The sequence below is a fragment of the Nesterenkonia massiliensis genome (assembly GCF_000455245.1).
In the GTDB taxonomy this organism is placed as follows: Bacteria; Actinomycetota; Actinomycetes; order Actinomycetales; family Micrococcaceae; genus Nesterenkonia; species Nesterenkonia rhizosphaerae.
The window spans coordinates 207,419-225,604 of sequence record NZ_HG005167.1 but is presented as its reverse complement, the minus strand read 5'-3'; the positions used below and the strand labels follow the sequence as shown (position 1 = coordinate 225,604).

Sequence of the window (18,186 nt, the reverse complement as noted above, 5' to 3'; positions counted from 1 at the left end):
GGCGCTCTGCCCAGAACCCTGGGCAGGAAAACGCCATAGAGGCTATTCTATCGAGATTCGTGACCCGAATGATCCGGGCTCTCAGCGCTGATGACAATCTCGAAGCCGAGATCCTCGTCCTCGAGCTCTTCCGGCTCGGGTTCTGGCAGTGGGGGGAAGGGCACCGGCCTGCCGCTGTCATCCAGAGGGGTGCCCGAGGCCGTGACGCTACCGATGCCGCGCTCCTGTCGCAGCGCCAGCACCTCCTCAGTATGAGCTTTGATATCTGCATCATGTCGACGCATCCGGGCGTAGAGCGGTGCCTGCACGAAGATAGTCGCGATTGTGCCCACAATGATGCCGATGAACAGGGCCAGCGCGATATCGCGGAGCGTACCGGCGCCCAGCAGCCAGGAGCCGATGAACAAGATCGACCCGACCGGCAGGATACCGACCACCGAAGTATTGATGGACCGCACCAGAGTCTGGTTGATCGCGAGGTTCACCCGTTCGGTAAAGGTCTGATCCTTCTGCTGGTGCAGGGACTCCAAGTTCTCACGGATCTTGTCGAAGACAACCATTGTGTCGTAGAGCGCATAGGAGAGGATCGTCAGGAAGCCGATGATCGCACTCGGTGTGACTTCAAAGCCGGAGAGCGAATAGATGCCCACGGTCGTGACCACGACGAAGCCGAGGCCGGCGATCGCGGCCAGGGACATCTTCCAGGTCCGGAAGTAGAACGTCATATATAACGTGACCAGCACTAGGAAGATCACTAGCCCGATCAGCATCTGCTGCGAGACGTGCTCACCCCACACCGGACCGATAAAGCTGGAAGACACCTGCTCTGCTGAGACGCCGTATGCGTCCTGCAGCGCCTGTGCTACTTCTAACGTCTGCTCGTCGTCGAGCTCCTCAGTTTGAACGCGCACAGTGCCGGGAGCGATATTGGTCACCGTTGCAGTCTGGCCCGAGATCTCGGAGACAACGTCCTCACCGATGCTGATATCGGTGTCCTGAGTCTGCGAGATGGTGAACTCGCTACCGCCGGTGAACTCAATTCCTAGGTTGAAGCCTCCGCGGAAGAAAGGCACGGCCACAGCGGCAACCATCAGCAGCGCGGCAACCATGAACCACAGATTGGAACGCTGGATGAAGGGGAAGCTGCGTTCGCCGGTGTAGAGCTGATTTCCGGCCTTGGAGAATCCTGCTGCCATCAGCGTGCCTCTTCCTGTGCCTGATCGGCCATTGCTCCGCTGGCACGAGAACGCTCCTCGCGGGCTCGGCGTCGTTCGGCGATGGTCATCTGGGCCCACTCATCCTCAGGGATATCCGGTACTTCGTCCTGGCGTGCCGCACGCGCAGGGTTATCGGAATCGCCGGTGACACTCTCGGCGGCTGTTTCGCCCTCGACCGCTCCTGAGTGCACCACGTGGCTGCGAGCAAACCTTCCGGCACCGCGATAAAGCACATCTACACCGAGCTCGTCAGCGCTGAGGCCGGAGAATCGCTTCCCCGAGGCGAAGAACTTCCGTCGCGCCAGCACCTGCATCAGCGGATGGGTAAACAGGAACACCAGGATCACATCGATCAATGCGGTCAGCCCCAGGGTGAAGGCGAATCCGCGCACGTTGCCCACTGCCACCAGGTAGAGCACGACGGCGGCGAGTACGTTGACTGCTTTGGAGGCGAGAATAGTACGACGCGCCCTGGACCAACCGGCCTCTACTGCTCCCGGTAGGGAGCGCCCCTCGCGCAGCTCATCCTTGATGCGCTCGAAGTACACCACAAAAGAGTCCGCAGTCAGGCCGATAGAGAGGATCAGACCCGCAATACCCGCCAGCGAGAGACGGTAGCCGTCAGTCCAGCCCAGCAGCGAGATAGCCCACCAGGTGATGACACCGACCACGATCAGCGACGGGATCGTCACCGCCAGGGCAAGTGCACGGTATTGGAAGATGGCGTAACCGGCGGTCAGCAGCAGGCCGATGATGCCAGCGAGCAGGCCCATACGGAGCTGATCCTGGCCTAGGGTGGCCGAAATCTGCTGCTCGGATTCAATGCTGAAGCTAATGGGCAGCGAACCGTAGCGCAGCTGTTCTGCGAGGTTACGTGCGTCTTCCTCGGTGAAATCGCCGCTGATCTGGGCGTTTCCATCAAGGATGGGGTTGATCATTCCCGGTGCGGAGATGACATGTCCGTCGAGGACGATCGCGAACTGGTTTCGCGGATCGCCCTGGGGAAATCCATAGAGTCGGGTGGAAGCCTCGCGGAAGCGCTCAGTACCTTCAGAATCGAAGGATAGGTGGACCACCCAGCCTGGACGATCCTGGTCCGAGCCGAAGCTGGCGTCGGATATCAATGTTCCGGGCACGTCTACCGGTCCCAGCAGATAGGTGGCACCAGAGTTCGGATCACAGGTGATCATGGGCTCATCGGCTTCGGCCGAGCTGCGCTCTTCAACACTGGCATCGCGCGAGCAGCTGTAGTTCTCGAAGTCTGCGGCCAGCTCAGGAGTGATCCAGTTCAGGTCAGAGTTGTGTTGTGGCTCACCCTCAGGCTCAGGGAAATCCTCCGGGCGGGCAGCTTCTTCATCCTGCTCCTCCCGGGCGTCATCAACTTCGGCTTCAATGGCCTCGGCTTCTTCGTCCGTGAGCTCTTCGTTGTCCTCAGCCAGGAGCACATTCTCCACGTAGTCAATGTCTACGCCGGTCTGAAGCACCGGGCGGAACTCCATGTCCGCACTGGCCTGGATGAGCTCTCGGGTGCGCTGATCTGGAACGCCCGGCAGAGAGACCACAACGTTCTCTGCGCCCTGCGTCGTGATCTCGGCTTCGGCGACTCCGCTTCCGTCTACGCGCTGGCGGATGATCTCCACTGCTTGCTGCAGCTGCTCGCTGTCGATCTGCTCACCAGCTTCGACCTGCGGGGCAAGCACCATCTGGGTGCCGCCTTCGAGGTCCAGAGCCAGTAGCGGTGCCCATTGAGCACGGCCATCAGCGACGCCATAGGCAAGCAGGCCGCCCATACCCAAGAGAAGAATGAGCAGCCCGAGGAGTGCGGCGCGCGCTTTGCGCACCGGAGTGGGAGTGGCCATAGGAGTAAAAGTCAGTCTGTCTCGGTGGTGGCCTGGCCCGGGGTCTGCTGACCCGGTGCGGGCTCAGTCACCTGCTGGACGGCGCCAATGAGGAAATCTGCGCGGCCACCGCCGGAGAATTCTAGGGTGATGCGCTGACGGGCCTCGTCGCGCTGCACCACGGTGCCGACCAAACCACCAGCAGTCACCACCTCGGCTCCGACGACAGCAGCCGAATGGGCCTGCTTCTGCTGCTCGCGCATTTTCCTACCGCGACGGAAGGTCAGGACCATGAACAGCACCAGGATGCCGAGCATGATCAGCAGCAGCGGATCCGCCATAGGATTGGCGGCACCCTGCTGGGCAACTAGCTGGAGAAAAGGCGTCTCAATCACAGCCGCCTACGATATCAGCTTCATCTCATAGGCGGGACTATGACGCTGGATCCTGGGGATCTTCAGCCTCCAGCGTAGCCCCGGGGATTTCTGCTGGGGGTGTAAGCCCCAAGTGCCGCCAGGCGGCATCGGTGGCGATTCTTCCGCGTGGAGTCCGGGCCAACAGCCCTTCGCGCACCAGATACGGTTCAGCCACGGTCTCCACGGTTTCCGACTCTTCCCCCACCAGAATGGCCAAGGTGGAGAGCCCCACGGGTCCGCCGCGGAAGGTGGTGCACAGAGCTTCTAGTACCGCCCGGTCCAGGCGGTCCAATCCTCGGGTATCCACTTCGTAGGTGTTCAGTGCGTCAGAGGCGGCGTGCTGGTCAACGGTGGGGATCTGGTGGACCAGAGCCCAGTCACGCACCCGGCGCAGCAGCCGGTTGGCAATTCGGGGTGTCCCGCGCGATCGCGAGGCGATTTCGGTGAAGCCTTCGGAGGTGACGTCTATGTCCAGCATCCCTGCTGAGCGCCGTAGGACTTTCTCCAGTTCCCCCGCCGAGTAGTACTCCAGGTGACCGGTAAATCCAAAGCGGTCTCGCAGCGGCCCGGGAAGTAAACCCGCCCGTGTGGTAGCACCCACCAAAGTGAAGGGAGGCAGTTCCAGTGGAATGGAAGTGGCGCCGGCCCCTTTGCCCACGATGATGTCGACCCGGAAATCCTCCATGGCCATATAGAGCATCTCTTCTGCCGGGCGAGACATTCTGTGGATCTCGTCAATGAAGAGAACTTCGCCTTCGGTGAGCGATGAGAGGATTGCTGCCAGGTCACCGGCATGCTGTATGGCTGGACCGGAGGTGATGCGCAAGGGGGCACCCATCTCAGCGGCGATGATCATGGACAGGGTGGTCTTACCCAGTCCCGGTGGCCCGGAGAGCAGGACGTGGTCTGCCGCAGTGCCGCGAATCTTCGACGACTGCAGCAGCAAGGAGAGCTGGGCGCGAACGGTAGCCTGCCCGACAAAGTCATCCAGTGCCTTGGGGCGTAGCGCCGCCTCCAGGGCCTTCTCCTCAGCAGCCTGCGCGGTGCCGACGATTTCCCGAGGATCGCCTTCCGGCTGAAGTGTCATGCCCGTGCTCCTGTCCTGGAGCCCAGCCCGCGCAGCGTGCTGCGCAGCAGCACTGCCGTGTCAGCATCGGCAAGCTCCGGTTCGGCCGAAAGGGTCGCCTGCACTGCTGCTTCAGCATCCTTCTCTGTCCACCCCAACGAGGTCAGCGCCGAGCGCACTTCCGTTAGCGTGGTCTCCGCAGCGGTGGGCGCAGCTGCCGTCTTTGTCGCAGTAGTCGTCGCTGGCTCATCAATGACCAACTTGCCAGCCAGTTCAAGCAGGATGCGCTGGGCGGTTTTCTTCCCGATTCCGGGCACTTTGGTGAAAGCCACAGTATCGGAGTCCCGAATGGCGGCACGCACTTCATCCGGTGTGTGAACGCTGAGCACAGCCAGCGCTAACCGCGGCCCCACACCAGAAATCGACAGCAGGGTGGAGAAGATCTCGCGCTCGCTCTCATCGGCGAAACCAAATAACAGCGGCGCCTCATCCTGGCGAGGCACATAGCTGGTCTGCAGGCGAACACTCTGGCCGGTTCGCAGCTGGCCCAGGGTCTGCGCTGTGGCATTGACGTGCAGACCAAACCCAGAGACCTCGACGACGGCGTGGTCCAGGGCTACTTTGAGCACCTCACCGCGGATGCTGGAGATCATGGGGCTCCTTCTGGGTTCCCGGCTGCCCTGGGCAGGCCGCATTAGAAAATGTCTTCGATCAGCCTAGCCGAGTGTGAGCCCGCAGCCCGAAAACCGCGAATGCGTGTCTGCTTCGCCGCGCCGTCACAAGCTCGGCGCGGACTAAGCGCCCTATCAGAAGTCAGACACGCGTCTTCAAGTACTCCAATGCCTCACAGTGCTCAGCGGCCCAGTGCGCGCTTCTCGGCTGCCTGCCAGGCGCGCTGCGCGGGTGTGAGCGCACCCTTCTGTGCTGCTGCCGCACGTTGCATGGCGGTACTGGCACCCTGGTGCGTGGAGGTATTGGCCGTCATGCTGAAGCGCGCCCCGACTCCGGAGCGCCAGGCATGGCAGATGGCCACAGCGTATGCATCGGTGGCGTCCACCGGTTTCGGGAGCCCGGGCAGCTTGAGAATGCGCTGGACCATGCGAGCCACCGCATCCTTACTGGCGTTGCCGTCGTCGGTCACTGCTGCCTTGACCTCGCTGGGGGTATGCCAGGCAACAGGGATTCCGCGAGCTGCCGCTGCGGCGATCACCACTCCAGAGGCCTGGGCGGTGGCAATCGCGGTGGGCGCATTATTGGAGGCGAAGACTCTCTCTATTGCCAGAACATCTGGGGCGTAGCTGTCCAGCAGGTTTTCGGCCGCGCGTTGAATCGCCAGGATTCGGTGTGCCAGATCCTCGTCACTGCGCGTGCCTTTGACCTCAACATGGACAGAATGTCCTGTGCGATTAGGGTTCATCTCCACCACAGCAAAGCCGCAGCGGGTCAGCCCAGGGTCCACACCAAGGATCCGCTGGGCGGTCCGGGAGTTCCCTGCTGTGGTGCCGATCCGCTGCGGCAGTGCCATAGGGGTGACGGCTCAGCTCTCGGCGTCGAGCGCGGCCAGGGTGTCAGCGCTGAGGTCGGCATTGGTGTGGATGTTCTGGACGTCGTCGAGGTCATCCAGGGCGTCATGGAGCTTCAGGAACTTCTTGGCAGATTCCAGCTCTAGGTCCACCTTCACATCCGAGACAAAGGCCACCTCGTCGGAATCATAAGCAATACCTGCCTCCTCGAGTCCCTGCACCACTGCCTGGAGGTCACTGGCCTCGGACTGGACTTCGAAGTTCTCGGCGTTCTCAATGACCTCTTCGACGCCTGCATCCAGAACCGCCGCGAGGACATCGTCTTCGGTGAGGTCCGCGGTCTTGGGCACGGTGACAACGCCCTTGCGCTGGAACATGTAGGCCACAGAACCGGGGTCTGCCACGGTGCCACCGGAGCGTGTCACCGCGGTGCGCACCTCAGCAGCGGCACGGTTGCGGTTATCAGTCAGACACTCCACCAGCAGTGCCGAGCCCTGCGGGCCGCGCACCTCGTAGGTGATCTCCTCATAATCGACGGCGTCGCCGGTCAGGCCGGCACCGCGCTTGATCGCGCGGTCGATGTTGTCATTGGGCACCGATTCCTTCTTGGCTTTGGTCACTGCCAGAGCCAATGCAGGGTTGCCTTCAATATCGGCGCCGCCGTTGCGTGCCGCGACTTCGATCTGCTTGATGTAGCGGGCGTTGATCTTGGCTCGCTTGGCGTCCACCGCTGCCTTGCGGTGCTTGGTATTGGCCCATTTGGAATGGCCGGCCATAGTTCTCCTCAAGGGTTGCGGTGTGCAGCGATGCATTTAGTTGCATACTGCAACGGTGTCTGTAGGCTGTTCACCAGAATATCGGCTGAAAGGTGACTACCGTGGCACAGACATTCCCTCCCCGGTCTCTGGACTATGGCTACCCAGATCTGACCGCCTTCGACGACGCGGCCTGGCTGAGCGTCTTTGCTGCCGGTTTTGCCCGTCACAAGGAAGAGATTGAGACCATTGCCGCTGCGGGAGAGCCAGCAACTGTAGCTAACACGCTTCATGCCTTCGGTCGCTCCGGGGCTTTGCTGAACTCAGCCATGCGCGCTTTCTCATGTGTCTATTCTGCCCACGCTACTGAGGCCCGACAGCAGGTCTATGCCGAGCTCGCCCCTCAGCGCGCAGCGCATGAGGACTGGATCGCACTGCACCCTCAGCTCAATGCTCGATTCCGTCAGCTCCACGACCGGCTGAGTGCCGGAGAGGTGGAGGCATCAGCTGAACAGCGCTGGATGCTCCAGCAGCAGCTGGTCCAGGCAGAGGCTGCCGGTGCGGCCCTAAATGAGTCCGACCGCGCCCGACTTCTTGAGCTGAATCAGCGTTTAGCTGCTGAAGAGACCGCTTATCAGCAGCTGCAGTCCCGCGAAGTTGTGGAGCGGGCGCTCTTCGTGCAGCGCCGCGAGGAGCTCGAAGGCCTCGATTCCGGCCAGATTGATGCCGCTGCTGCGGCTGCCAAGACTGCCGGTCACCGTGATGGTTACCTGCTGAGTCTGACGATGCCCGTCCAACAGCAGGCCCTGGCCCAGTTGCAGAATCGCCAGACCCGCCGTCGCCTGCATGAGGCGTCCGTGGGCCGCGGAAGCCTGGCCGGAGATGATGGCCGCACCACCTATGACATCGGCGCCAGCATCGCCTCCCTTCGCGCGCAGAAGGCACAGCTGCTGGGCTTCAGCAACTACTTCGAGTCCGTCCTCCCGCTACGCACCGCCCCGAGCACCGAAGCGGTGAAGGAGATGCTGGAGAAGATCGCAGCCGGGGCGGTTCAGCGACTCCAGCGGGAAGCCTCGACTATCGCCGAGACCAGTGGTCTCGGCGATGACCTGGCCGCCTGGGATATGTCCTACTGGATTCATCGCTTAAAGCCGGTTCCAGCTTCTGCTGAGGCGGAATCAGCTACCCCGGCATTTCCGATCACTCTTGATCAGGCCTTGACTCGAGTCTTCGACGCCGCACAGCGGACCTACGGGATTCACGTGGTGGAACGGGAGGACCTCCCGGGATTCGTCCCAGGGGCCCGCAGCTTTGAGGTCTTCGACGGCGCACCCGGTGACGCAGGCACCGGCATCGGCTTGTTCCTGTTGGATATCCACTCCCGTCCCACCAAGTCCGGCGGTGCCTGGATGAACTCCTTCGCCGTCGCTTCTGAACTCACGGGAACCCGTCCAGTGGTCATCAACTGCTTGAATGTTTCTCCTCCAGCGCCGGGTCAGCCCACTATGCTCTCGGCCGGGGAGCACAAGACGCTCTTCCATGAGTTCGGTCATGCGTTGCACGGGCTTCTTGCTGCTGCAGAGTTCGAGGAGCTATCGGGCACTGCGGTCCCCCGGGACAATGTGGAGTTCCCTTCGCAGGTCAATGAGGTCTTTCAGGATCTCTACTCCCCCACCCCCACACGCCCAGGCGCAGTACCTTCTGAGCGGGAGCTCTGGGGCAAGGGGCTGAGCACGGTTGAGCATGTAGCCGCTGTGGTCATTGATATTGCCTGGCATAGCCTCACACCCGACCAGGCCGAAGAAGCCCTGCAGGATCCCCGCGGATTCGAACAGCGAGCACTGGCTGAGTGGGGCTTAGACCTCGACCTTGTGCCGCCGCGGTACTCCAGCGGCTTCTTTAAGCACATCTTCGCCAGCTCGGGCTACGCAGCCGGCTATTACTCCTACTTGTGGGCTGAGGTGCTGGCCGCAGATGCCAGCGAGTGGTTCCGTGAGGTGCTCAACGACGAGGCGGCATTGGCCCGCCGCGGCGCGCATTTCCGGACTCAACTTCTCTCCCGGGGCAATACCCGGGATCCGCTGGAGTCCTACCGCCAAGCAGTGGGGCGTGATCCCCAGGTGGAGCCTCTGCTGCGCAGCCTAGGACTGGCGTGACCTGGGCTGTGCAGCCCTGCTGAGCCTAAGCCTCAACAGGCCCTGACTTCGAGGACTTCATCCCATCGGGTGGTGTATCTCGGGCTCATCATTTCGCGTCTCATCTCCCAGTCGGCTGCGGTGCGCAGTCCTCCGCGTCCTAACCCGATGGCTTCGGCTCCCGCCCGAGCGCGGACTTCTTCCATCAACGGCCCCAGGGCGCGGCTGTCCTGGTCTGGGGTAAACAGATCGAAGGCTGCCTGCTGACCAGCCGGCGAAAGACCGGTCAGCGTGATTCCGGCTTTGGTGTAGCGCCGGCCTTCCTCGATTAAGGGCAGAAGTCGCTTCGCCGCCCGGATCAACGTCACCGGGTCGCTGGTCGGTGAGGGCAGGGAGGCGGTCGCCGACGGCGAATGGAAAGCACTTTCGACTTCTGGTCCCGTACTGTGCCATGAAGTCATGGCCCAGGCCGTTACCGTACGCGCTTCGGTACTGCGCTTGTTCAGGCGCGAACAGGCCCGCTGGGCATAGCTGGAAAGCACCTGATCCATCACCTCGCGCGTGGTCACCGGTGCCGAGAAGGACCGGCTGAAGACCAGCGAGTCCCGGAACTCTCTCTCTTCTTCCAGCTCGATACACGGCTGGGAGTTCAACTCCATCACCGTGCGCATCAGCGGGAGCCCATGGCGGCGTCGAATGAGCTGCGGATCCGCCGCTTTGAGGTCAGCTGCAGTGGTGATCCCCAGTGCTTCGAGTTTGGCAGCGCTGCGTCGGCCCACACCCCAGAGCTGCTGGACCGGAAGGCTCTTCAACAGGGACACACGATAATCACTCGGCAGCGCCTCCCAGACGCAGATTCCCTGCATCCAGCCGATGCTCTTGGCGGCCAGATTTGCCAGCTTGGCCAGGGTCTTGGTGGCGCCGAGCCCCACGCCGACTGGAAGGTCGAGCCTCCGGGCAATATCGGTCTTCACAGCGGCAGCGAAGCTCCGGGCAGCCTGCGGCTGGCCCTCGAAGAGCGCGAACGCCTCGTCGATGCTGTACTTCTCCACCTGACTGCTGTGCTCGGCGATCACCTGTAAGAATCGGTGGCTCATATCCCCATAGAGCTCATAGTTAGATGAGCGCGCCACTAATCCCAGTTCCCCGCGGTATTGCATCAGATGCGAGATCCGAACGGGCGTCTGCGTCAGAAAGGCTATCGGTCGTTTCGATAGCCCCGCGATTTTCCGCGCGACGAGGTCTGACGGGCTGATAGATTCGCATCTAATGCACGATTAGCGCGTTATGTGGATGGATTGGGTGGTTGATGGGACGAGTTCCACACGGTGCGTCGTCACTGTATCTTGCGGGCGGGGTGTCGTTCCTCAACGCTCATGAGGCCGTGTTTGAGGCGATGATCGAGGGCTGGCGGATGCAGCAGATCGGTGGCCGACATCTCAAGGAGGATTCGGTGTCGCGCGCTTTGGGCGTGGTCCGGAGGTTCGAGTCGTACGCGGGCAAGAAGCCGTGGGAGTGGTCCGCGGGCGACTTTGACGAGTGGATGGCGCTGCTGGTGTCGCAACGGAAGGTCGAAGCGTCGACGATCCGGTCGTACCAGGGGGCGGTGCGCGCGTTCTGCGATTACATCTGCTCGCCGCACTACGGCTGGGTTGACGAGTGCATGGAGCGTTTCGGGACGCACCCGGTTCAGGTCTGCCATGAATGGAACACGCTCGCGCACCTGCAGGATTACGAGGGCAAGCCGGGGCGACGCCCGTTGACGCGGTCGGAGCTGCAGCGCTTGCTGGATCATGCTGACGCCGAGGTGACGCGGTTGCTGGACGAGCGCCGCAAGGGTGCTCTGCCTGCGTTCCGGGACGCGACGCTGTTCAAGGTCGTCTACGCATGGGGGATGCGGGCGAGCGAGGCGGTTGGGCTTGATGTGACCGACTTCTACAGGAATTCGAAGGCTCCACAGTTCGGGGAGTTCGGTGTGATGCAGATCCGGCACGGGAAGTCGTCGCGGGGCGGGCCGCCGAAACGGCGGGCGGTCGTGTCGTAGTTCGGCTGGGCGGTTGAGGCTCTTCAGGAGTATGTCGAGCAGGTGCGTCCGTTGATGGTCCGGGACGGGTCGCCGGCGCTCTGGGTCTCGGAACGCGGGACGAGGCTGCGCACGCGGGAGCTGGCGTCGAGGTTCGCCGTCTACCGGACGGCGCTGGGGCTGGATGAGGTATTGACGCCGCACGCGCTGCGTCATTCCTACGTGACCCACCTGATCGAGTCCGGGGTCGATCCCGCGTTCGTGCAACGTCAGGTCGGGCACCTGCACCAGTCGACGACGGCGATCTATACGGGCGTGAGCGCGGACTACATGAACACGATGATGAGTCAGGCGATCGAGAAGACGCGGCACAGGCCGCGCGATGAGGAAGAGAGCGGGCGATGAGACTGATCGGGTTTGAGTGGCGGCTTCGGGAGGTGATGGCGGCGGCGGGAATGTTCTCCACGACGAAGCTGGTCCCGCTGCTGGAAGAGCGGGGCGTCTACTTGTCGACGAGCCAGGTATATCGGCTCGCCGCGGAGAAGCCGGAGCGGATGAACATGCAGGCGCTGGTCGCGCTGCTGGACATCTTCGATTGCACGTTCGAGGAGCTCGCGCCGCGGGTGGTCCTCGGCAGCGCGGTCGCAGCGACCGGGACGACCGATCCTGGGCCGGAGCGGGGCGATTCGGCGACGAACCGACTCCGGGAGTCGGGCCTGAAGCCGCGTAGGGCGCAGATTCTCCCGCCGGATGCTTGACCCGGTCTTCGCCGCGCTGACCACGCAGATCGCCGCCGTCGAGCAGGCTCTTCCGCGTGAGCGGATCGCCGAGATCGTGAACGGCTCGTTCCGGCAGCTGCCGGTTGCCCGCCGGACGCTCGACCTGGTCACGCAGGCACCCGGGCTGCTCACCGCGGCGGATCCGCAGACCACGCCGGCTCTGGCAAGTCTGTTGCTTCGCCTCCACGAGGCTGGAGCGCGGACTGTCCGACCGCCGCGTTGCGCACACTGCGGCGGGCTGCGGAAGCTGCTGCAGCGCACGCCGACCGGGCGGATCTGCGCTCCATGCGGTCGCCGTCTCGCTTCCAGGAGCGGACTCTGTGATCGTTGCGGGCACACCCGCCGCGTGCAGACAGGGCCCGGTGAGAGCGCGTACTGCAAACGATGCTGGGTCGACATGAAACCCGAAGCGGCCGAGCGCATCGTCGAGCAAGTCCGCCGCCATCGCCGTGTCGCGACCGCGACCATCCTTCGAGCGGTGGAGCAGATGGCGGCGGACGGGAGGGACCGCCGAGTGCGGCTGATGCTCGAGCTGCAGGCCCACGGCGCGGAGTGGTTCTCCGACCCGGCCGCGGGCTCTGTGCTGTTCGGCACGTTCTACGACATTCTCCACGCGGACGGCGCGCGTCTGCCCGAACGACGCTGCGGAGGCTGCGGCACCACGCGCACGCTCACCGAACGCGTCGAGGGACGAGTGAGCTGCCGACGCTGCTACCGGATCGCGCACCATGCCCCCTGCGATGGCTGCGACGACGTCACCAACCTGGAGCGGGTGCTCTCCGACGGGCGGCGACTCTGCCAACGCTGCACGAACAAGCTCCCCGACGAGAACGCCGTCTGCGTGAGCTGCGGCAACCATCGACTGATCGCCTACCGCAGCCCGGAGGGCCCGCTGTGTTCAACGTGTCGGAGCTCCTCCCGGCTGGACACCTGCACGGACTGCGGGGAGCTTGCGCCCTGTTTGTTCCACGGCAGCGAGAAAGCGATCTGCAAACCCTGCTCCGACAAGGCCAGCGTCGACACCTGCACGATCTGCGGGACCGAGCGGCAATGCCGCTGGCCGGGAACCGCGCGCGCCGCCTGCGAGCAGTGCTCCAACCCTCGCCAGCCCTGCGTGAGCTGCGGGGAGGTCCGGCTGCGCCACAAGCGCACCGAAGACGGCTCCGGCTATCTCTGCTGGGCCTGCGTTCCGCCGATCATCGAGACCTGCACAAGCTGCGGAGACGCTCGGATAGTGAACGGCCGGATCGAGGGCCGGCCGTTCTGCCCGCTCTGCTATCCCCGCCAACCGGAGTCGTTCCGCCCCTGCACCAGCTGCGGGACCATCACACGGCTGATCGCGAAGCTCTGCCCCCGTTGCCGAGCCGATCAGATGATCCGGGAGATGGTGCCCGACGAGCTCGCCGCCTCCGATGCACGCATCGCGCATCTGCGAGAGCGGTGGTTCCAGGGTGCTCCGTCGAAGATCGTCTACGCCTTCGAACGCGGCACCGTCGCCTGCACGCTGATCACCCGAGTGCTCACCGCCCCATCCCTGCGCACTCACGCCTACCTCGACCAGGCCGGCTCGGAGTATCAGACCCGAGCGGTTCGGTCCGTGCTCATCGACCACGGGCTGCTCCCACCGCGGGACGAGCTGCTCGCCCGGTTCGAGCTCTGGCTCGACAGCGCACTTGCCGAGATCCCCGACCCGGGTGAACAGCGCACCGTCACCCAATACGCGCGATGGCGACACCTGCGCGCACTGCGCCGCAACACGATGCCGTCCCGATCAGGCCAGCTGTCCTGGCGGCGGCTCGAGATCGCGGGGATCATCGAACTGCTGGAATGGATCCATACCCGCGGAGGTTCTCTCGTGTCCCTCACCCAGGCGGATGTCGATGAATGGCTCACCGGCGGCCGACGCCCGTTCCTGCACCACTTCCTGACCTGGACCGCACGGGCCGGCGCATCCCGACCGCTCACCGCTCCACGCCCGCCATCAGGAGCCTTGAGCCCGCAAGCCATGAGCGACGAGGAACGCTGCCGGCTGCTCGCCGATGTCACCTCCGACCCGTCCATCAACCCGCACACGAAGCTCGCCGCGGGGCTGATGCTCATGTTCGGCGTCCGGGCGGCGAAGATCGTCCAGTTGCGCGCGGAAGACGTCACCGTCACGGACCAGGCCGTGGTCGTCCGCCTCGGCCAGGAACCTCTCGTGCTCCCCGCCGAGCTCGCGCCGGCGGCCGCGGGAGCCGCCAGCAACCGCACCGCGCCTCGCATGTTCGTGGAGAGCATCGAACAGGAGTGGGTCTATCCCGGAACCCGGGCCGGGCATCACATGGCCCCCGACACGCTGAATACCCGGCTCCGCGCTGCCGGCATCCCGCCGCGACTTGCCCGCACCGGCGCGCTGATAGCGCTCGCGCAGGAACTCCCACCCGTCGTTCTCAGCCGGCTGACTGGCCTGGACATCTCCTCCGCGATCGCCTGGTCCAACGCGATCGGCGCGAACAGCACCGCCTACGCCGCCGCGGTCGTCGAGCGCGTCGGCATGCCCCTCCCAGTCGTCCTGCACTGAAATCTGACGATGACGTTTCCAGGGATGTCACGTCGTGAGAATCGGGCGGCACCGATTCTGCTCGGCGGTCAACTCGTCCTGATCGTGGCCGCGCTCTCCTTCGACATAGGCCACGAACAACACCCACGCCGTGTCCGATGATCGGCGTCGGGTGGGAGGGCGTCTGGTGTCCGAGTTCGTCGTTCCGGTCAACCACGTCGTATGACCTTGACGTGCAGGAGCCGCTCAATGCCGCTCGGTCGGCACGCTCGGCCGGTCCCCGGGAGAGTGCGTCGACTGAGGGTCGCAGCAGTCCTCCTCGGTCCTCCGTCCGGAGTTCCGACGGCGTTGATGAAGGAATCCGCTTAGTAGCACGATGAGCACCACGGTGGTAGACAGGCCGGCGATGACGCCGGTGTTGCTTTGGAGCCAGTTCGATATCGTCGCCGAGACAGCGGCGACGTCGGTGCGCCCTGCGGAAGGGGCATCGCCGACGACAACTGGAAACCAGTACCAAGCCAGGTAGACGCCGGTGAGGATCAGGACGGCGGCGGTGACCTTGGGAACGAATCGTGTCAGTGCGGCGATCCGCCTGGACAGCACAGAACCGGCTACGGCGGCGACCACGGCGACAAGCAGCAGGACGGTGGCGGAGCCGGCGGCATAGATGGCGAAGACGAGGAGCAGCCCGACGAAACTGGCTGTCGCCTGGGCCTGGGCGATGACCGCGAGGAGTACGCCGAAGGTGCACGACAGCGAGGCCGCGGCGTAGCCGACGCCGAAGACGACCATGCGCACGGCGCTGGGCAGCCGTTCGATTGCGCGGCCGGGTATGCCGGGAAGCCGGAGGGACATAGAGCGTCCGGCTAGCATCGCCCCGCCGAGCAGCACCAACAGGATCCCGACGGCGAGGCCGAGGGCTGGGGCGACCTGGATCAGGCCCCGTGCGCCGGCGCTTACCGCGACGCCAGCCAAGGCGAGCGTGCCCGCAAACCCGATCGTCAGCGCGAGGCCAGCCCGTAGGGCGCGCAGCAGGCGCACCGGGGCTGAGGAAGAGGCGGCGTCGCCCAGCGCATGGGTGATCCAGGCCGGGAGCAGCGCGAAGCCGCAGGGATTGACGGGGGCGATCATCCCGGCGGCGAAGGCAAGGGCGAGGAGTCCGCCCATCGCTCAGGCCCCGGCCTTGTGGAGCGCGGAGACGATCGTATCGGCGTCGGGGTCGGTGGCGCGGAAGGTCACCTGTCCGTCACTGTCGACGATGATCAGTGTAGACAGCGCGGCTACCCCGAAGCGCTGGGACAGCGCCGCGCCCTCGTCGATGGCGGCGGGGACATGCACGGCGTCGACGTACTCCATGAACCTCTGAATGGTCTCGGTAGGTTCGCGCGGATCCATGTCGACGGCGAGGAACTGGGCATCGATGCCGGCCTCCTCGGCCGCGGCTGCCGCCTGACCGAGGGATCGGACTCCGCCGACGCATTCGCCGCAGCCGACGGAGAAGAAGAACACCGCGGTGGGCTTCCCGGCGGCGGGCAGGCTGATCCGCTGAGCGTCGATGCTGGTCACCGTCGCGGCGGTGGCAGTCTCGGCAGAGACGGGATCCTTATCAACGGTGCCGCAGGCGGTCAGGATGAGCGAGCCTGCGAGCAGGAGGGTGGCGAGCGAACGACGGGCGCGGGAGCTGATCATTGGTTCTGTTCGCCCTTCGGGTCGGTGCGGTGAGCGGATTCGGTGGGCGGGCAGCAGTCAGGTTCGACACGGCCGCGGCGGGTTCGGCGGCGGACGACGACGAGCAGCACGATCGCGAGGAGCGCAATGCCCACGCCGATCACCCACGGGTTGCCGAGAAGGAGCCCGCCGATGCCAGTAAGCATTCCGCCGGCGATGAGCACGGGCAGCGCGCAGCAGATCGTCATGAGGAGCACGGCACCGGCTCCCAGGAGTAGGCCACCGCCTCGCGTTCGGTCGTCGTGTTTGGAGGTCATAGCGTTCTCGAATCCTTCTGTGTCGCGGGTCAACAGCAGCGGGGACAGTCGTCGGCCACCGGGGTGTCGTCCTGAAGCAGGTCGAGCAGGCTCGTTGTGAGCTCGTTGCCGATCCGGTAGGCCTCGGCCACCGACACCACCTCGGCACCGGGATGCTCAGAGAGCCACCCGGTGGCGTCGTCGACGGAGGCGAAATAGTGCACCTGGTTGCAGAAGGCCGAGCGGATCGAGGTGATCTGCTCCAGGTTCACCAGCGACACCACGGCGCTCGGGGGTGTGACGCCGGTGACACCGGCAACCGGATCGATGGTGACGCGGATCGTCTCTCCGCTGGCCGGGGAGACGGACTCCACGCGCGCTGGGCGATCGAGGAGGGCCGGGAAGATGAGGGTGTCCAGGGCGCACCAGGTGTAGAGCTCCTCACCGTCGACGGTGAACCGGTGCGGTGTAGGGCGCAGCGTGAGGCCCTGGCCGACGATTCGGCCCTGGTCGTCGTACTCGGTGTCCTGCATCGCGGCCAGTCCGAGCCGTACCTCGTCGATCGTGCGGCCCGCAGCCACGGACAGCTGTTGGACGGTGACGGGGTCACCGTCGGCGAGCAGCCGCAGCAGCGGGATGAGCAGGCCGGTCTCTCCCAGTCGGCTGAGCCGCTCGGGCAGTTGCATGCTGAGGTCAGACATCGTGGGTTCCTCCAGTTCGTTCACGCGCAGCACGACAGGAGCGACGGGTCGGTGGTGAAGGCCTTGGCGGCGATCCGGATGCCCTCGGCCATGGTCAGGTAGGGGGCCCAGGCGTCGGCGACCTCGGCGACCGTCTTGCCGAGCACGTGGACCCCGGCGGCGGCGAGCTCGCCGGCGTCCTTGGCGACGGCGGTGATGCCGAGGATCTTCCCGGTGTCGGCGTCCACGACGATCTTGACGAAGCCGCGGGTGTCGCGGTTGACCAGTGCGCGGGGCACGTGGTGCAGGGGCAGGACGCGGCAGTCGCAGCGGATCCCGGCGGCGACGACGTCCTTCTCGGTCATCCCGACCGCGCCGATCGCCGGGCCGGTGAACGTCACCCTCGGCAGTCGGGCGTAGTCCACGGCCCGATCGGCGTCGGCGAACGCGTTCTCGGCGACGAGGGTGCCGTGGTGGGCGGCGACGTAGACGAACTCGGGGTGGCCGGTCACGTCGCCCGCGGCCCAGATCCGCGGGTGGGAGGACTGCATCCGGTCGGAGACGACCACCTCGCCGAGGTCCCCGGTCTTGACCCCGACCCTGTCGAGGCCGAGCCCATCGGTGGCCGGTCGTCGTCCGAGGGCGACGAGCACCTGGTCGGCGCGGAACTCCTCCCGGCCGCCGGCGACGTCCGCGGTGACGACGGCCTGCCCGGTCGCGGCGTCGCGGGACACCCGCGTCGGCAGCGCGCGGCGGACCACCCGGATGCCCTCGTCGGCGAACACCTCCTGCAGCGTCCTGGACACCTCCGGCTCCTCCTTCGACGCGAGCCGGGACCGGACCAGCACGGTGACCTGGGAGCCGAGCCGGGCGAACAGCTGCGCCTGCTCCAGGGCGACGTAGCCGCCGCCGAGCACGAGCAGGGACTCAGGGAGTTCGGTCAGCTCCATCGCCGTGGTCGAGGTCAGGTACCCGGTCTGGTCCAGGCCGTCGATCGGCGGGGCCCACGGCCGAGAGCCGGTCGCGACCAGGTAGTGCCCGGCCTCGATCGTCTCGGTGCTCCCGTCGTCCCCGGCGACCTGGAGGACCGGTGCGTCGGGGGTGCCGGCGAACGCGGCGTCGCCGCGGCGGACGGCCCAACCGTAGGAGTCGGCGACGTCGGCGTACTTCTCGCCCCGCAGCGACTCGACCAGCGCCTGCTTCCCAGCGATCAGGGCGGGCATGTCCACTGGCCCCGCCGTCGTCGCGATC

At 65.1% G+C, this 18,186-nt stretch carries 17 protein-coding genes and 1 pseudogene; 5 read left to right on the top strand and 13 right to left on the bottom strand.

Features of this window, described 5'->3' with window-relative positions:
* Nucleotides 1-47: 47 nt before the first annotated feature.
* The 7 genes from secF to TX78_RS06555 form a co-directional block, all read right to left on the bottom strand.
* Nucleotides 48-1,196 (bottom strand): protein translocase subunit SecF, encoded by a 1,149-nt coding sequence (secF, locus tag TX78_RS06585; protein ID WP_044494784.1) that lies wholly within the window; start codon nucleotides 1,194-1,196, stop codon nucleotides 48-50.
* Nucleotides 1,196-3,076 carry a protein translocase subunit SecD gene (gene secD / locus TX78_RS06580; protein ID WP_044494782.1) on the bottom strand — a complete coding sequence of 627 codons (1,881 nt, stop codon included), beginning with the start codon at nucleotides 3,074-3,076 and terminating at the stop codon, nucleotides 1,196-1,198. Before secD ends, secF begins: the two co-directional genes overlap by 1 nt.
* A gap of 11 nt (nucleotides 3,077-3,087) precedes the next feature.
* Nucleotides 3,088-3,450, bottom strand: a complete 363-nt coding sequence (locus tag TX78_RS06575; protein WP_049897575.1) for a preprotein translocase subunit YajC — start codon at nucleotides 3,448-3,450, stop codon at nucleotides 3,088-3,090.
* Between the two features lie 37 nt (nucleotides 3,451-3,487).
* Nucleotides 3,488-4,558 carry a Holliday junction branch migration DNA helicase RuvB gene (ruvB, locus tag TX78_RS06570; protein ID WP_044494780.1) on the bottom strand — a complete coding sequence of 357 codons (1,071 nt, stop codon included), beginning with the start codon at nucleotides 4,556-4,558 and terminating at the stop codon, nucleotides 3,488-3,490.
* Nucleotides 4,555-5,190: a Holliday junction branch migration protein RuvA gene (ruvA, locus tag TX78_RS06565; RefSeq protein WP_044494778.1), complete on the bottom strand. Its 636-nt coding sequence runs from the start codon at nucleotides 5,188-5,190 to the stop codon at nucleotides 4,555-4,557. Before ruvA ends, ruvB begins: the two co-directional genes overlap by 4 nt.
* A gap of 200 nt (nucleotides 5,191-5,390) precedes the next feature.
* A complete protein-coding gene (ruvC, locus tag TX78_RS06560; protein WP_044494776.1) occupies nucleotides 5,391-6,062 on the bottom strand; it encodes a crossover junction endodeoxyribonuclease RuvC in 672 nt (223 codons plus the stop codon).
* A 12-nt stretch (nucleotides 6,063-6,074) separates the two neighbouring features.
* Nucleotides 6,075-6,836, bottom strand: a complete 762-nt coding sequence (locus TX78_RS06555; RefSeq protein ID WP_044494774.1) for a YebC/PmpR family DNA-binding transcriptional regulator — start codon at nucleotides 6,834-6,836, stop codon at nucleotides 6,075-6,077.
* A 101-nt stretch (nucleotides 6,837-6,937) separates the two neighbouring features.
* Between TX78_RS06555 and TX78_RS06550 the strand changes: the two genes are divergently transcribed.
* Nucleotides 6,938-8,971 carry a M3 family metallopeptidase gene (locus tag TX78_RS06550; RefSeq protein WP_049897573.1) on the top strand — a complete coding sequence of 678 codons (2,034 nt, stop codon included), beginning with the start codon at nucleotides 6,938-6,940 and terminating at the stop codon, nucleotides 8,969-8,971.
* 32 nt (nucleotides 8,972-9,003) lie between these two features.
* On the opposite strand, the gene TX78_RS06545 is transcribed toward TX78_RS06550, so the two are convergent.
* Nucleotides 9,004-10,083 carry a DinB/UmuC family translesion DNA polymerase gene (locus TX78_RS06545; RefSeq protein WP_158644308.1) on the bottom strand — a complete coding sequence of 360 codons (1,080 nt, stop codon included), beginning with the start codon at nucleotides 10,081-10,083 and terminating at the stop codon, nucleotides 9,004-9,006.
* A gap of 176 nt (nucleotides 10,084-10,259) precedes the next feature.
* Between TX78_RS06545 and TX78_RS14280 the strand changes: the two genes are divergently transcribed.
* The 4 genes and pseudogenes from TX78_RS14280 (at nucleotide 10,260) to TX78_RS06530 (ending at nucleotide 14,312) form a co-directional block, all read left to right on the top strand.
* Entirely contained in the window at nucleotides 10,260-10,994 is a 735-nt protein-coding gene (locus tag TX78_RS14280) for a site-specific integrase (protein WP_233722188.1), read from the top strand.
* Between the two features lie 21 nt (nucleotides 10,995-11,015).
* A pseudogene (locus TX78_RS14275) lies at nucleotides 11,016-11,378 on the top strand (site-specific integrase); the annotation flags it as partial.
* Complete coding sequence (locus tag TX78_RS06535) at nucleotides 11,375-11,731, top strand: helix-turn-helix domain-containing protein (RefSeq protein ID WP_010155374.1); 357 nt, start codon at nucleotides 11,375-11,377, stop codon at nucleotides 11,729-11,731. The pseudogene TX78_RS14275 and the gene TX78_RS06535, both read left to right, overlap by 4 nt.
* The gene (locus TX78_RS06530; protein ID WP_044494772.1) at nucleotides 11,724-14,312 is read left to right on the top strand and encodes a hypothetical protein; all 2,589 of its coding nucleotides are present in this window, start codon (nucleotides 11,724-11,726) and stop codon (nucleotides 14,310-14,312) included. Before TX78_RS06535 ends, TX78_RS06530 begins: the two co-directional genes overlap by 8 nt.
* 225 nt (nucleotides 14,313-14,537) lie before the next feature.
* On the opposite strand, the gene TX78_RS06525 is transcribed toward TX78_RS06530, so the two are convergent.
* From TX78_RS06525 to TX78_RS06505, 5 genes are all read right to left on the bottom strand, one after another.
* The gene (locus TX78_RS06525) at nucleotides 14,538-15,458 is read right to left on the bottom strand and encodes a cytochrome c biogenesis CcdA family protein (RefSeq protein ID WP_044494769.1); all 921 of its coding nucleotides are present in this window, start codon (nucleotides 15,456-15,458) and stop codon (nucleotides 14,538-14,540) included.
* Between the two features lie 3 nt (nucleotides 15,459-15,461).
* Nucleotides 15,462-15,980, bottom strand: a complete 519-nt coding sequence (locus TX78_RS06520) for a TlpA family protein disulfide reductase (protein WP_006947551.1) — start codon at nucleotides 15,978-15,980, stop codon at nucleotides 15,462-15,464.
* Nucleotides 15,977-16,276, bottom strand: coding sequence for a hypothetical protein (locus tag TX78_RS13165; protein WP_006947549.1), 300 nt, complete (start codon nucleotides 16,274-16,276; stop codon nucleotides 15,977-15,979). Before TX78_RS13165 ends, TX78_RS06520 begins: the two co-directional genes overlap by 4 nt.
* 29 nt (nucleotides 16,277-16,305) lie before the next feature.
* Entirely contained in the window at nucleotides 16,306-16,956 is a 651-nt protein-coding gene (gene merB, locus TX78_RS06510) for an organomercurial lyase MerB (RefSeq protein WP_010155369.1), read from the bottom strand.
* Between the two features lie 20 nt (nucleotides 16,957-16,976).
* A partial coding sequence (locus TX78_RS06505) for an FAD-dependent oxidoreductase (RefSeq protein WP_044494763.1) occupies nucleotides 16,977-18,186 on the bottom strand: 1,210 nt, incomplete at its 5' end.

Excerpts from the sequence above, each read along its gene's own strand:
- ruvB (WP_044494780.1), bottom strand. The coding sequence starts at position 4,558 with ATGACACTTCAGCCGGAAGGCGATCCTCGGGAAATCGTCGGCACCGCG.
- TX78_RS06530 (WP_044494772.1), top strand. The coding sequence starts at position 11,724 with ATGCTTGACCCGGTCTTCGCCGCGCTGACCACGCAGATCGCCGCCGTC.
- secF (WP_044494784.1), bottom strand. The coding sequence starts at position 1,196 with ATGGCAGCAGGATTCTCCAAGGCCGGAAATCAGCTCTACACCGGCGAA.
- merB (WP_010155369.1), bottom strand. The coding sequence starts at position 16,956 with ATGTCTGACCTCAGCATGCAACTGCCCGAGCGGCTCAGCCGACTGGGA.
- secD (WP_044494782.1), bottom strand. The coding sequence starts at position 3,076 with ATGGCCACTCCCACTCCGGTGCGCAAAGCGCGCGCCGCACTCCTCGGG.
- TX78_RS06535 (WP_010155374.1), top strand. The coding sequence starts at position 11,375 with ATGAGACTGATCGGGTTTGAGTGGCGGCTTCGGGAGGTGATGGCGGCG.
- TX78_RS06525 (WP_044494769.1), bottom strand. The coding sequence starts at position 15,458 with ATGGGCGGACTCCTCGCCCTTGCCTTCGCCGCCGGGATGATCGCCCCC.
- TX78_RS13165 (WP_006947549.1), bottom strand. The coding sequence starts at position 16,276 with ATGACCTCCAAACACGACGACCGAACGCGAGGCGGTGGCCTACTCCTG.
- TX78_RS06555 (WP_044494774.1), bottom strand. The coding sequence starts at position 6,836 with ATGGCCGGCCATTCCAAATGGGCCAATACCAAGCACCGCAAGGCAGCG.
- ruvA (WP_044494778.1), bottom strand. The coding sequence starts at position 5,190 with ATGATCTCCAGCATCCGCGGTGAGGTGCTCAAAGTAGCCCTGGACCAC.
- ruvC (WP_044494776.1), bottom strand. The coding sequence starts at position 6,062 with ATGGCACTGCCGCAGCGGATCGGCACCACAGCAGGGAACTCCCGGACC.
- TX78_RS14280 (WP_233722188.1), top strand. The coding sequence starts at position 10,260 with ATGGGACGAGTTCCACACGGTGCGTCGTCACTGTATCTTGCGGGCGGG.
- TX78_RS06520 (WP_006947551.1), bottom strand. The coding sequence starts at position 15,980 with ATGATCAGCTCCCGCGCCCGTCGTTCGCTCGCCACCCTCCTGCTCGCA.